We start from the raw sequence: 12598 nt of genomic DNA on the forward strand, positions 1-12598 counted from the left end.
TTTCTTTACAGATTCCTGACGCGGCATCCCCTTGACCGCGAACTGAACGCATGTTTAGCGTATTAAACATGCGTTCAGTCGATGATCGAACAGCGATGGCCCGGATCCGTGACGCCGCGATCGAGCAGTACGGGCAGCGCGGATTCAGCGTGGGGCTGCGCACCATCGCCGAGGCCGCCGGCGTCAGCGCCGCCCTGGTGATCCACCACTTCGGCTCCAAGGAAGGGCTACGCAAGGCGTGCGACGCCTACGTGGCAGAGGTGGTGCGCGAGGCCAAGACCGAATCCCTGCAGAGCAGCGACCCCGCGACCTGGCTGGCCCAGATGTCCGAGATCGAGTCCTATGCGCCGCTGATGGCCTACCTGGTCCGCAGCATGCAGTCCGGCAGTGACCTGGCGACTACGTTCTGGCGCACCATGGTTGCCAACGCCGAGGAATACCTGGAAGAGGGCGTGCGCACCGGAGTGCTCAAACCCAGCCGCGACCCGCGGGCCCGGGCGCGGTTCATGGCGATCTGCAGTGGCGGCGGGTTTCTGCTGTACCTCCAGATGCATGACGACCCAACGGATCTGCGCCGGGTGCTGCGCGACTACGGCGAAGACATGATGCTGCCCGCCCTTGAGCTCTACACCGAGGGCCTGATGACCGACTCGACCATGTACGAGGCGTTCCTGCACCAACGCGAACAAGGCATCCCGTTCAGCTCAGAGTCCGAAACCAAGACCGACACCAAGGAGCCAGCGTGAACAACTCCGTCGAAATCCGCGGATTGTCAAAGTCTTTCGGGCACACCAAGGCCCTCGATGGACTGAACCTGACGGTCTCCCCCGGCGACGTCACCGGCTTCCTCGGGCCCAACGGCGCGGGCAAGTCCACCACGATCAGGGTGCTGCTCGGTCTGCTGCGCGCCGACGGGGGTTCCGTGCGACTGCTCGGCGGCGACCCATGGCGCGACGCGGTCGCCCTACACCGCCGAATCGCCTACGTCCCCGGCGATGTCACGTTGTGGCCCAACCTGACCGGCATGCAGGCCATCGACTTCCTGTGCCGGCTGCGCGGCAACGGCGTGGACACCCGGCGCCGCGACGACCTGATCGAACGGTTCGAGCTGGACCCGCACAAGAAGGCCCGCACCTACTCCAAGGGCAACCGGCAGACGGTCGCCATCGTCGCGGCGTTCAGCTGCCATTCCGAGCTCTACATTCTCGACGAGCCGACATCAGGACTGGACCCGTTGATGGAAAGGGCATTTCAGCAATGTGTGGCCGAGGTCGCCGGCCAGGGCGCCGCGGTCCTGCTGTCCAGCCACATCCTGGCCGAAGTGGAAAAGCTCTGCGACAACGTGACGATCATCCGGTCCGGGCGCACGGTGCGTTCCGGCTCCCTCGCCGAACTGCGGCACCTGATGCGCACCAAGGTCACGGCGCGCACCCGCTCCGATGGCCGCGCACTGCAGAACACCCCGTACGTGCATGACTTCACGAGCCGCGATGGCACAGTGAGCTTCTCGGTGAACCGGGCCGAACTGGAGTTCGTCCTGGAGCACCTGGCCGACCTCGGAATCGAAGATCTCAACGTCGCACCGGCATCCCTGGAGGACATGTTCCTGCGCGAGTACCAGGAGGCGAGCCGGTGACCACCGCGAGCGCTCCGGTCAGGCCCACCGGTCCGGTCCGCAGTACCACATCGCCGTTCACCGGTACCGCGACACTGTTGCGGCTGGCGCTACGCCGGGACCGGGTACGGCTCAGCGTGTGGGCCGGCGCGCTGACCCTGATGATGGTCTACGCGCCCAACGCTATTCGATTGGCCTACCCCGGTGAGGAACAGCGGCTGGCCCGGGTGAACCTGCTCAAGACACCTGCCGGGACGATGCTGGGCGGCCCGATGTTCGGCGTCAACGAGACCGACCTCGGCGTGATGATGGCCAACGAGCTGACTCTCACATTGACCATCGCGACCTCGATCCTGGCCATTCTCACCGTGATTCGCCACACCCGGGCCGAGGAGGAGAACGGCAGCGCCGAACTGGTGCTCTCCTCGGTGGTTGGTCGGTACGCCCGGACCGCGGCCGCACTGATCCTGGTCGGTGGGCTCAACGCCGTGCTGGCACTCACCATGACCCTGGCGATGGCATCCACCGGTTTCGCGGTGATCGACACCGCCGCCATGTGTCTGGGCATCACCGGGGTAGCCATGGTGTTCGGCGCGGTCGCCGCCGTGACCGCCCAATTCTGGCGCCAGGCCCGCACCGCGTCGGGCGCAGCGATGGGGACGCTCGCGGTGGCCGCGCTGGTACGCGGGGCCGGGGACGTCATCAACAACTCCGGCAGCGCCCTGAGCTGGTTCTCCCCCATCGCGTGGGCACAGCAGATGCGTCCGTTCACCGATCTGCGCTGGTGGCCGTTCGGGCTGTTGGCCATCCTGGCCGTCGGGCTGATGACCTTGGCCGCGGTGTTGGAGAGTCGTCGTCAATACGACGCGGGCACCATCGCATCGACGGGAGAGAAGCCCGACGCGCCCACGATCACCGGCCCGCTGCGACTGCACCTCACGCTGCAACGGGGCCAGACGATCGGTTGGGCCGTGGGACTGTTCGTGGCCGGGCTGGTGTTCGGCTCGATGACCAAGGCGCTGCTCGATGCCGCCAAGACCAACGAGTTGATCGCCCGGTTGCTGTCCACGACGGGCAACGACGGCATCTACACCACCATGACCCAGTTCCTGGCCGCGGCGGCCAGCGCGTACGTCGCCTCGGTGGTGCTGCGGGTGTACGCCGACGAGCAGAACGGGCTGGGCGAGCCGGTGCTGGCCGGTTCGGTGTCGCGGTGGCGGTGGCTGCTGGGTGCGGTGTGGTGTGCACTGGCGGGGGCGGCGATCCTGATGTTCTGCGCCGGCCTGGGCAACGGCCTGGGCGCCGGACTGACGCTGGGCGAGCCGGGCACGATCATCCGCCTCACCCTGGCCGCGCTGGCCTTTCTGCCCGCGCTGGCCGTGGTGGCCTCGATCGCGGCGCTGGCCGTGGCATTGCGCGCGCCCTGGATCGCCTGGCTGGCAGTCACGTTCGTGATCACCGCGCTGTATCTCGGGGCGCTGCTGCGGCTGCCGCGATGGCTGATCGAGCTGTCCCCGGTGGGGCAGACCACCGTGCCGAGCCAGTTCCCCGCCATGGCACTGGCAGTGATGCTCATCGCCGCAACGGCTTTGGCGGCCGTCGCGGGCTGGATCTATCGCAACCGTGACGCGGTGTGAACCCGATAGGAGACAACTGATGAAACTCGTGCTTCAGGCAATCGCATCGGGAGTGCTCGGTCTGGCATTCTTCGCCGCGACGCTGTTCTGGCCGGCCGGCACGTTCCACTATTGGCAGGCCTGGGTTTTCATCGCCGTGTTCATGGCCACCACCGTGGTACCGAGCATGTACCTCGCGGTCAAGGACCCCGCGGCCCTGCAGCGGCGCCTACACGGCGGGCCGACAGCGGAGACCAGGATCGTGCAGAAGATCGTCATCTGGGCCGTCACGGGCTCGGCCGTCGCAGCGTTCGTCCTCAGCGCCCTCGACCACCGGTTCGGCTGGTCCAGCGTGCCGACCGCGGTGGTCGTCCTCGGCAACGCCCTGGTCGCGGTCGGCCTCGTCCTGGCGCAGACAGTGGTCTTCCAGAACAGCTTCGCCGGCGCCAGCATCCAGGTGGAGGACGAACAACAGCTTGTCTCTACGGGTCTCTACGGACTGGTCCGTCACCCGATGTACTTCGGCGCGGTGTTGATGATGTTCGGCACCCCGCTGGCGCTGGGGTCCTACTGGGCGTTGCTCGTGTCCATCGTCTCGATACCGGTTTTCGGAGTACGGATCGCCGACGAGGAGAAGATGCTGCGCGCCGAACTCGACGGCTACGACGAGTACACCCAGAAGGTCCCCTACCGGCTGTTGCCCTACGTCTGGTGAGGAGGGTGAGGTGAAAATCGGTCTATTGACCGCCGTGTCGGCCGTCATCGGACTGGTCGTATTCGGTGCGCTGGTGTTCGGCCCGGCCGGAACGTTCCATTACTGGCAGGGGTGGGCATTCATCGTGGTGTTCGCCTTGACCACCCTCGTTCCGAGCAGATACCTGTCGGTGCACAATCCGGACGCACTGCGACGACGAATGCGGGCCGGACCGGCCGCCGAGACCAGACCGGTGCAGAAGATCGCCAGCGCACTGGCATTCACGTTCCTTGCGGCGATGATCATCGTGAGCGTCTTGGACCACCGGTTCGGCTGGTCGGTGGTGCCCGCCTGGGTGTCGGTGGTGGGAAACGCGTTGGTGGCCACCGGACTCGGGATCGCGATGTTGGTGGTGAGCCAGAACAGCTACGCGGCCGCCAACGTCATCGTGGAGTCCGGTCAAACCGTGGTGACCACCGGCCTGTACCGGTTCGTCCGCCATCCCATGTACGCCGGAAACGTCGTCATGATGGCCGGCATCCCGCTTGCCCTCGGTTCGTACTGGGGGCTGCTGTTCATGCTCCCGGGCATGGCGGTACTCGCCATGCGCATCGTCGACGAGGAGAAGCTGCTGCGCGCCGAGCTCGACGGCTACGACGCGTACGCCCGGAAGGTCCGCGACCGGCTTCTGCCCTACGTCTGGTGAGCCACGACGCGGGTGGCGGCTTCGACGGCGGCCGCCCGGCGCGAGGTCAGGACGGCCGGATCATCGGTGGCCGCGTCGGGATGCGGTAGGTGGGCCCACGCCAGGCCGATCCCGAACAACATCGCGATCAGATCGGCCGGGTTCCAGGCCGGGTCGACGTGGCCGCCGGCCTGGGCCGCCTCGATGGCGGCCACCGCCTGCGCGTGCACGGGTGCGCCGTCGGCCTGGGGCTCATCGAGGGTGAAACCCTCCAGCTGGGCCCAGGTGATCATGCGCAGATGCTCGGGCCGACGGCAGGCCAGGTCGTAGATGTCCCCGACGAATTCGGGGACATCGTCCGCACGCAGGGTGACCGATCGGAAGAACTCGGCCCCGTCGGCGGCGAACACCTCGCGGAACAGGGCCTCCTTGTCACCGAAGTGTGCGTAGAGGCGTTCCTTGCTGGCGTGTGCGGTACGGGCGATCCGGTCGATCCTCGCCCCGGCCAGTCCGTACCGGGCGAACTCGGCGCGCGCCGCCGCCAGGATCTCACCACGCAGTTCCGTCGTGCTTCTCACCGCAGAATCATAACCAGACGAACTAGTTCGTTCGGTATCGTGGTGCCAACAGGTCCGAACGCATCGGCGAATCCCCCGACCGGACGGCACCAGCCCTACTCGAATCAACACAGCCCGAGGAGCCGCGGCGATGTCCGTCACCAAGATCGACGAGATCATGAATCAACCCAGCCACGTCCAGACCCTGCGCCGCGCGGTCGAGACCGTCGCCGACGGCGTCGACCCGCTGGTCAATCTCTACCGGCCCTATGTGGACGGCTTGGAGAATCTGCCCCGCGACGGACGATTTCTGTTGGTGGGCAACCACACCCAGTTCGGTACCGAGACCCTGTTGATCCCGTACGTGGTGCGCCGCGAGATCGGGATACGGGTACGGCCACTCACCGACCGCCGGTTCGGTGACATGCCCCGGCCTGTCTCCGACCTCATGGCGGCGTGCGGGGCCGTCGTCGGATCACCCGAGGGCGCCGGCGAACTGATGCAACACGACGAGCCGGTCATGGTGTTTCCCGGCGGTGGCCGCGAGATCGGCAAGTTCAAGGGCGAGCAATACAAACTGCGCTGGGAGGGCCGCGCGGGATTCGCGCGCGTCGCCGTCGAACACGGCTATCCCATCGTCCCCGTGGCGCTCGTCGGCGGCGACGACGTCTACGTGGGAGTGACGACCCGTGACCATTGGCTGGGCCGGCTCAGCCGGACCGTCGGCGAGAAGCTGACCGGTCAGCGCGATATGGCCATACCGCTGGTCCGCGGCCTCGGCCCCACTCTGATCCCGCGGCCGCAGCGCATGTATCTGCGCTTCGCCGAGCCGATCGGCACCGCGAAACCGGCACGGGTGGCGAACGACAACTGGGTGGCCACCGTCAAGCAGCGCACCCAGGAATCGCTGGAGCAGAGCCTGGACGAACTGCTGACCCTCCGGGCTGAGGATCCCTACCGCGAACTGAACCCGCTGGCTTGGCGCAACGCGACCCAGAGCGGATAACGGCGAACCGCCCGGCACCAGTGCGAGTTAGCCGCATACTGCAGTGATGGAACTGTTGACCGGCTTCGGCCTGGCGACTGCGGCGGGGCTCAATGCCTACATCCCGTTGCTGGCGCTGGGTCTGCTGTCACGCTTCACCCATCTGGTGTCACTGCCGTCGGGATGGTCCTGGCTGGAGAACGGCTGGGTGATGGCGATCGTCGCGGTGCTGCTGATCGTCGAAGTGGTCGCCGACAAGATCCCCGCGCTCGACTCCGTCAACGACACCATCCAGACCTTCGTCCGCCCGACCGCGGGCGGCATCGTGTTCGGATCGGGCACCGCGTCCCAGACCGCCGCCGTGGCCGACCCGGGCGCATTCGCCCATTCCGGCCAGTGGATTCCGGTGGCGATCGGCGCCGTCACCGCTCTGGTCGTGTCGTTGACCAAGTCGACGGTGCGACCAGCCGCCAACGTCGCCACCGCCGGGGTCGCCGCACCCGTGCTGTCCACCGTCGAAGACGTCACGAGCGTCGGTCTGGTCTTCGTGGCGATCCTGCTACCGATCCTGGTGCTCGTGGCGCTGCTGGTGTTGATCTGGGGCGCCTTCCGGCTCTGGCGGTGGCGAAAGCGACGGGGCGAGGCCAAGATCGGCGTGAACGCCCGCAGCAATGCGGCACCCCGACCGGCCGCGGTCGACCCCTGGGAATGAACCCGGACTGACGTCCAGACGGGTCAGATCCACACACCCTTGCCGACGGCGACCACACCGCCCGCGCTGATCGCGAACCGTTCCCGGTCCTTGTCGAGGTCCACGCCGACCATCTCGCCCGGACCCACCACCACGTTCTTGTCGAGGATCGCGTGGCGCACCACCGCGCCGCGGCCGATCCGCACCCCGGGCATCAACACACTGCCCTCCACGATGGCGCCGTCATCGATCACCACGTTGGAGGACAACACCGAGTTGCGCACCGAGGCAGCCGAAATGATGCTTCCGGCACCGACCACCGACTCTTGTGCCGAACCGCCGTTGACGAACTTGGCCGGCGCCAGGTTCTCCGATTCACCGCGGATCGGCCAGCGCTTGTTGTAGAGGTTGAACACCGGGTGCACCGACACCAGGTCCATGTGCGCGTCGTAGAACGCGTCCAGCGTTCCGACGTCGCGCCAGTAACCGTGATCGCGTTCGGTGGCCCCTGGCACCTCGTTGTTGTTGAAGTCGTAGACCGCCGCCATCCCGTCGGACACCAGCCGCGGAATGATGTCGCCACCCATGTCGTGGTCGGAGTGGTCGTCGTCGGCGTCGGCGCGGATCGCGTCGATGAGCACCTTGGTGGTGAAGATGTAGTTGCCCATCGACACAAAGGTCTGTTCGGGATCGTCGGGCGTGCCCGGCGGATCCGCGGGCTTCTCCACGAAGTCCCTGATGCGCCCCGAGTCGTCGGCGTCGATGCAGCCGAACGCACTGGCCTCCGCGCGCGGCACCCGGATCCCGGCGACGGTTGCGCCGGCTCCGCTGTCGATGTGGAACCGCAGCATCTGCTCGGGATCCATGCGGTACACGTGGTCGGCACCGAAGATGATGATGTAGTCCGGGTCTTCGTCGTAGATCAGGTTGAGCGACTGGTAGATCGCATCCGCCGATCCGGTGTACCAGCGCGGGCCGAGCCGCTGCTGGGCCGGCACCGGGGTGATGTACTCACCGGCCAGGCCCGACAGGCGCCAGTTCTGGCTGATGTGACGGTCCAGTGAATGCGACTTGTATTGCGTCAGAACGCAGATCCGTAGATATCGGGCGTTCACCAGATTGGACAACACGAAGTCGATCAGCCGGTAGGCGCCGCCGAAGGGAACTGCCGGCTTCGCGCGATCGGCCGTCAGCGGATACAGCCGTTTGCCCTCTCCCCCGGCCAGAACGATGCCCAGCACATGTGGCAACTCCCTCATGCGTCCAAACCTATCCGCCAACCAGCACCGCGGCCAGCCAATGGCAACAGAAGTGTGCGGCGTGTAGCTGGACCCACGGCGACCTACTACCGTCTCGGATATGCGGGTGGCCATGATGACTCGGGAATATCCACCCGAGGTGTACGGCGGTGCCGGTGTGCACGTGACCGAACTTGTCGCGCAGTTGCGTCAGCTCTGCGACGTCGACGTCCATTGTATGGGAGCCCCGCGGGACGGGGCTTTCGTGGCGCAGCCCGATCCTGCGCTGCGCGGGGCCAACGCGGCGCTGTCGACACTGTCGGCGGACCTCAACATGGTCAACTCCGCGGCGGCGGCCACGGTGGTGCACTCGCACACCTGGTATGCCGGAATGGCCGGGCACCTGACCGGTCTGCTCTACGGCATCCCCCATGTGCTGACCGCGCATTCACTGGAGCCTCTGCGCCCGTGGAAGGCCGAACAGCTCGGCGGGGGCTACCGGGTGTCCTCGTGGGTGGAGCGCACCGCGGTCGAGGCGGCCGACGCGGTGATCGCCGTGAGCTCCGGTATGCGCGACGACGTGCTGCGCACGTACCCGGCGCTCGATCCCAACCGGGTCCATGTGGTGCGCAACGGGATCGACACCGACGTCTGGTACCCGACTTCGCCGGCCGACCAGGACTCGGTGCTCGCCGAGCTCGGGGTGGACATGAGCCGCCCGATCGTGGCGTTCGTCGGGCGCATCACCCGCCAGAAGGGCGTGGCCCACCTGGTGGCCGCGGCCCACCGGTTCAGCCCCGAGGTGCAGCTGGTGTTGTGTGCCGGCGCCCCCGACACCCCTGAGATCGCGGCGGAGGTGTCCTCGGCGGTGGCCGAACTCGCCCGGGCCCGCACCGGCGTGTTCTGGGTGCGCGAAATGCTGCCGATCAACAAGATCCGCGAAATACTCTCCGCTGCAACAGTTTTCGTGTGCCCATCGGTGTACGAGCCATTGGGTATCGTGAATTTGGAAGCGATGGCTTGCTCGACGCCGGTGGTCGCCTCCGACGTCGGCGGTATCCCCGAGGTCGTCGCCGACCGGCAGACCGGGCTTCTCGTGCACTACGACGCGACTGACCCACGCTTCTTCGAGATGCGGCTGGCCGACGCGGTCAACTCACTGGTGGCCGAGCCGGAAACCGCCAGGAAGTACGGCGAGGCAGGACGCCAGCGCTGCATCGCAGAATTCTCCTGGGCGCACATCGCTGAGCAGACCCTGGAGATATACCGCAAGGTGTCCGCCTGAGCGGACACCTTGCGAGGTCGATCAGCTGGTGACGGCCTTGAGTTCGTCACCCAGCGCAGCGGCCTCGTCTGGAGTCAGTTCGACAACGAGGCGCCCACCGCCTTCCAGCGGTACTCGCATCACGATCCCTCGCCCCTCTTTGGTTGCTTCCAGTGGACCGTCACCAGTCCGGGGCTTCATCGCCGCCATCGAGTGCTCCCTCCAACTTCGCCGACCCGCGTCAGCGGGCCAGGTTGGGGCCGAAGCCGCCCACTCGTTGGCGACACCCGGCGTTGAAATGCTACTGAACTACCCCTATTGTTCCTTATCCGCGGCGATGGTTGTGCAAAGACCCGTCGGATACCGACCGAAGGCATGTTTTACCGGTCACAATTACTGTGCCGGGACCCAGCAGGCCGCGATGTGGTCATCGACCATCCCGGTGGCCTGCATCAACGCATATGCCGTGGTGGGGCCGACGAATTTGAAGCCCCGGCGCTTGAGTTCCTTGGCCATGGCTGTCGATTCCGTGGTCACCGCAGGCACTTGGGCCAGGTCAGCGGGCCGCGGCCGGGCCGGTGGGGCGAATGACCACAGCAGCTCACCCAAATCGACGTCGAGCTCGGTGACTGCCCTGGCATTGGCGATGGTCGCGAGGATCTTGGCCCGGTTGCGCACGATGCCGGTGTCGGCCATCAACCGCTCGACGTCGTCGTCGGTGTACTTCGCGACCGTGGCCGCGTCGAACCCGTCGAATGCGGCGCGGAAGTTCTCCCGCTTCCGCAGGATGGTCAGCCAGCTCAGCCCGCTCTGGAAGGCCTCCAGGCTGATCCGCTCGAACAGCGCGCCGGAATCCCGCAGCGGCCGGCCCCACTCGGTGTCGTGATAGTCGCGGTACAGAGTGTCGCCCGCGGCGGCACTACTGGATTGGACCACCCAACCGCACCGGATCCGGCCGTCGTCGGCGGTGCCGACAATCCGGCCATCGTCGGTCATGGCTCCTCCGGGGTGCGGACCTCGCCTGCGGTGGCCGACACCTCGGCGTCGGCGGTGCCGACAGTCAGGTCATCGTCGGCGGTGCCGACAGTCAGGTCAGCGTCGTCATCGAAGTCGGCGGGCACACCGTAGGCCGCGCGAACTGCCGCCAGTTCCCCACGGACCGCATCGAGTTCGCGGCCCAGCCGATCCAGCACCCAGTCCACCTCGCTGGTCTTGTATCCGCGTACGACCTGGGCGAACTTGATGGCATCCACATCGGCACCGGTGACGCCCGAGGCAGGCAGGACCGTGGCGGTCGTCCCCCGCGGAAGCGGCGGCAACGTCTCACCCCGGCCGAAGATGACGCTGCCCAGACCGAACAGCACCGTGGCCACCAGAACCAGCACCACCAGGTACAGCAGTATCAGTGTCACGTCCTCGATACTGCCTCACGCATACGACACCTAGCGCGGGCGCAGGGTCACCATGGGCGGGCGGTCGGCCAGCGACACCGACGACACCCGCGGGGTGAAGTCGTCCCCGTCGGCGTAGAACTGCGTCAGCCCCACCCCCGAATCGGCGATCCCGCAGCGCGACAGCAGGGTCGCGATGACCTGCCGGCTCATCGATGCCAGCTCGGTCAGCGGCCGGTTGCGATGCACCCGTACGCCCAGGTTCACCTGCGCGATGGCGTCCAGGCCGAGCTGGTCGTAGGTGTCGACCAGCAGGCCGATCTCCACGCCGTAGCCGGGCGCGAACGGCACCGAGGTCAGCAGCTCACGGGTACCCGCGTATTCGCCGCCCAGCGGCTGGAACACGCAGTTCAGCTCGGGGCGCAGCGAGGCCAGCAGCGGGCGCGCCACCAGTTCGGTGACCCGGCCGCCGCCGTTGGCGTCCTCGGCGCCGCTGACCTTGAGCGGCCGCCGGTAGAACCCCTTGACCAGATGCACACCGTCGGTGGTCAGCAGCGGGCCCAGCAGCTTGGGAACGAACATCGGATCGGGGTCGATCAGGTCGGAGTCGACGAAGGCGATGATGTCGCCCGTGGTGGCGGCCAGCGACCGCCACAGCACCTCGCCCTTGCCCGGCTGCGGCTCAACCTCGGGTAGCGCGACCTCACGGCTGATCACCCGGGCCCCCGCGGCGACCGCACGGATCTCGGTGTCGTCGGTGGAACCCGAATCGAGCACGATCAACTCGTCGACCAGCCCGCCCAGCAGCGGGGTGATGGTCCCGACGACGGAGGCGACGGTTTCTTCCTCGTTGAGGGCGGGCAGCACCACCGAGACCGTGCGGCCGGCCTTGGCGGCCTCCAGTTCGGAGATGGTCCAGCTCGGCCGGTTCCAGCTGTGGTCGGTCAGCCAGCGGTGGCCCACCACTCCATCGGTGACATCCAGTTCAGGCAGTGCAGTCATGCCAGTCCCCTCACTGTTCGTGCGGGTGCCCGCACTCCCTGGATCGACGCGACCATCTCCAGCACGCGCCGCGTGGGTCCGACCTCGTGTACCCGGAACATCGCGGCACCATCTGCGGCGGCCAGCGCCGTCGCGGCCAGGGTGCCCTCCAGGCGTTCGGTCAGATCCACACCCAGAGTCTCCCCGACAAAATCCTTGTTGCTCAGCGCCATCAGGACTGGCCATCCGGTCTTAACAAGATCTTTTACGTGGCGCAACAAACTAAGACCGTGATGAGTGTTTTTACCGAAATCATGGGTTGGGTCGATCAGGATCCGGTCTCGCGGCACACCCGTTGCTACCGCCCGTTCGGCCGCGGCGGTCACCTCGGCGATGACGTCGTCGACGACACCGCGTTCGGTGATCCCGTAGTTCACCCGGAACGGCCGGGTGCGCGGCACGGCGCCGCCGGTGTGTGAGCACACCAGCCCGGCGCCGAATTCGGCGGCCACCTCGGGCAGCCCGGGATCCGCGCCCGCCCAGGTGTCGTTGATCAGGTCGGCTCCGGCCGCACAGGCCTGTTTGGCCACCGCGGCGCGCCAGGTGTCGACGCTGATCAGCTGGTCGGGATAGGTGGTGCGCAGCCATTCGATGAACGGCACGACGCGGGCGATCTCCTCCTCGGCGTCGACCATGCTGCCCGGGCCGGCCTTGACCCCGCCCACGTCGATCACATCGGCGCCCTCGTCGATCACCCGCTGCGCTGCGGCCTTGGCCGCGTCGTCGGTGAAGGTGGCCCCGCGGTCATAGAACGAGTCCGGCGTCCGGTTGACGATCGCCATGATCAGCGCACGGTCACCCGCGACCGGGCGCCCGCAGAA

The 12598-nt window shown here is 67.1% G+C and carries 15 protein-coding genes; 8 read left to right on the forward strand and 7 right to left on the reverse strand.

What is annotated here, in order from left to right:
* Positions 1–68 precede the first annotated feature (68 nt).
* Genes ACWEFV_RS08885 through ACWEFV_RS08905 form a run of 5 tightly spaced genes read left to right on the forward strand, consistent with a single transcriptional unit; the run spans position 69 to position 4631 of the window.
* Positions 69–746, forward strand: coding sequence for a TetR/AcrR family transcriptional regulator (locus ACWEFV_RS08885; RefSeq protein WP_064932060.1), 678 nt, complete (start codon positions 69–71; stop codon positions 744–746).
* Complete coding sequence (locus tag ACWEFV_RS08890) at positions 743–1636, forward strand: ATP-binding cassette domain-containing protein (RefSeq protein WP_450069867.1); 894 nt, start codon at positions 743–745, stop codon at positions 1634–1636. The genes ACWEFV_RS08885 and ACWEFV_RS08890 overlap by 4 nt, the downstream gene beginning before the upstream one ends.
* Complete coding sequence (locus ACWEFV_RS08895) at positions 1633–3252, forward strand: ABC transporter permease (protein WP_450069868.1); 1620 nt, start codon at positions 1633–1635, stop codon at positions 3250–3252. Before ACWEFV_RS08890 ends, ACWEFV_RS08895 begins: the two co-directional genes overlap by 4 nt.
* 19 nt (positions 3253–3271) lie before the next feature.
* The gene (locus ACWEFV_RS08900) at positions 3272–3946 is read left to right on the forward strand and encodes a methyltransferase family protein (RefSeq protein ID WP_135457281.1); all 675 of its coding nucleotides are present in this window, start codon (positions 3272–3274) and stop codon (positions 3944–3946) included.
* A 10-nt stretch (positions 3947–3956) separates the two neighbouring features.
* The gene (locus tag ACWEFV_RS08905; protein WP_135457283.1) at positions 3957–4631 is read left to right on the forward strand and encodes a methyltransferase family protein; all 675 of its coding nucleotides are present in this window, start codon (positions 3957–3959) and stop codon (positions 4629–4631) included.
* Here the strand turns inward: ACWEFV_RS08905 and ACWEFV_RS08910 are convergent.
* On the reverse strand, positions 4619–5188 hold the full coding sequence (locus ACWEFV_RS08910) for a TetR family transcriptional regulator (protein ID WP_450069869.1): 570 nt from the start codon (positions 5186–5188) through the stop codon (positions 4619–4621). The two genes, ACWEFV_RS08905 and ACWEFV_RS08910, sit on opposite strands and share 13 nt — an antisense overlap.
* A 130-nt stretch (positions 5189–5318) precedes the next feature.
* Here ACWEFV_RS08910 and ACWEFV_RS08915 point away from each other — a divergent pair, with 130 nt between their 5' ends.
* Both ACWEFV_RS08915 and ACWEFV_RS08920 read left to right on the forward strand, forming a co-directional pair.
* Positions 5319–6173, forward strand: a complete 855-nt coding sequence (locus ACWEFV_RS08915) for a lysophospholipid acyltransferase family protein (RefSeq protein ID WP_135457287.1) — start codon at positions 5319–5321, stop codon at positions 6171–6173.
* A 46-nt stretch (positions 6174–6219) separates the two neighbouring features.
* On the forward strand, positions 6220–6864 hold the full coding sequence (locus ACWEFV_RS08920; protein ID WP_450069870.1) for a DUF4126 domain-containing protein: 645 nt from the start codon (positions 6220–6222) through the stop codon (positions 6862–6864).
* Positions 6865–6887: 23 nt separating this feature from the next.
* Here the strand turns inward: ACWEFV_RS08920 and glgC are convergent, their stop codons facing one another.
* Positions 6888–8102 carry a glucose-1-phosphate adenylyltransferase gene (gene glgC, locus ACWEFV_RS08925; protein WP_066898792.1) on the reverse strand — a complete coding sequence of 405 codons (1215 nt, stop codon included), beginning with the start codon at positions 8100–8102 and terminating at the stop codon, positions 6888–6890.
* A 100-nt stretch (positions 8103–8202) separates the two neighbouring features.
* Here glgC and glgA point away from each other — a divergent pair, with 100 nt between their 5' ends.
* The gene (glgA, locus tag ACWEFV_RS08930) at positions 8203–9366 is read left to right on the forward strand and encodes a glycogen synthase (RefSeq protein ID WP_450069871.1); all 1164 of its coding nucleotides are present in this window, start codon (positions 8203–8205) and stop codon (positions 9364–9366) included.
* 21 nt (positions 9367–9387) lie between these two features.
* Here the strand turns inward: glgA and ACWEFV_RS08935 are convergent, their stop codons facing one another.
* The 5 genes from ACWEFV_RS08935 to folP all read right to left on the reverse strand — a co-directional run bounded on the left by ACWEFV_RS08935 (position 9388) and on the right by folP (position 12559).
* Positions 9388–9555: a DUF3117 domain-containing protein gene (locus ACWEFV_RS08935; RefSeq protein WP_003885506.1), complete on the reverse strand. Its 168-nt coding sequence runs from the start codon at positions 9553–9555 to the stop codon at positions 9388–9390.
* A gap of 183 nt (positions 9556–9738) precedes the next feature.
* A complete protein-coding gene (locus tag ACWEFV_RS08940; RefSeq protein ID WP_450069872.1) occupies positions 9739–10341 on the reverse strand; it encodes a DNA-3-methyladenine glycosylase I in 603 nt (200 codons plus the stop codon).
* Positions 10338–10757: a DivIVA domain-containing protein gene (locus ACWEFV_RS08945; RefSeq protein ID WP_450069873.1), complete on the reverse strand. Its 420-nt coding sequence runs from the start codon at positions 10755–10757 to the stop codon at positions 10338–10340. The genes ACWEFV_RS08940 and ACWEFV_RS08945 overlap by 4 nt, the downstream gene beginning before the upstream one ends.
* Before the next feature lie 30 nt (positions 10758–10787).
* On the reverse strand, positions 10788–11738 hold the full coding sequence (locus tag ACWEFV_RS08950) for a glucosyl-3-phosphoglycerate synthase (protein WP_450069874.1): 951 nt from the start codon (positions 11736–11738) through the stop codon (positions 10788–10790).
* Complete coding sequence (folP, locus tag ACWEFV_RS08955; RefSeq protein ID WP_135460211.1) at positions 11735–12559, reverse strand: dihydropteroate synthase; 825 nt, start codon at positions 12557–12559, stop codon at positions 11735–11737. The genes ACWEFV_RS08950 and folP overlap by 4 nt, the downstream gene beginning before the upstream one ends.
* Positions 12560–12598 lie beyond the last annotated feature (39 nt).

Source organism: Mycobacterium sp. NPDC004974, from assembly GCF_053600815.1.

Coding starts and splice junctions, on each gene's coding strand:
- glgC (WP_066898792.1), bottom strand. CDS start 8,102: ATGAGGGAGTTGCCACATGTGCTGGGCATCGTTCTGGCCGGGGGAGAG.
- ACWEFV_RS08885 (WP_064932060.1), top strand. CDS start 69: ATGCGTTCAGTCGATGATCGAACAGCGATGGCCCGGATCCGTGACGCC.
- ACWEFV_RS08940 (WP_450069872.1), bottom strand. CDS start 10,341: ATGACCGACGATGGCCGGATTGTCGGCACCGCCGACGACGGCCGGATC.
- glgA (WP_450069871.1), top strand. CDS start 8,203: ATGCGGGTGGCCATGATGACTCGGGAATATCCACCCGAGGTGTACGGC.
- ACWEFV_RS08920 (WP_450069870.1), top strand. CDS start 6,220: ATGGAACTGTTGACCGGCTTCGGCCTGGCGACTGCGGCGGGGCTCAAT.
- ACWEFV_RS08950 (WP_450069874.1), bottom strand. CDS start 11,738: ATGACTGCACTGCCTGAACTGGATGTCACCGATGGAGTGGTGGGCCAC.
- ACWEFV_RS08935 (WP_003885506.1), bottom strand. CDS start 9,555: ATGGCGGCGATGAAGCCCCGGACTGGTGACGGTCCACTGGAAGCAACC.
- ACWEFV_RS08915 (WP_135457287.1), top strand. CDS start 5,319: ATGTCCGTCACCAAGATCGACGAGATCATGAATCAACCCAGCCACGTC.
- ACWEFV_RS08900 (WP_135457281.1), top strand. CDS start 3,272: ATGAAACTCGTGCTTCAGGCAATCGCATCGGGAGTGCTCGGTCTGGCA.
- folP (WP_135460211.1), bottom strand. CDS start 12,559: ATGGCGATCGTCAACCGGACGCCGGACTCGTTCTATGACCGCGGGGCC.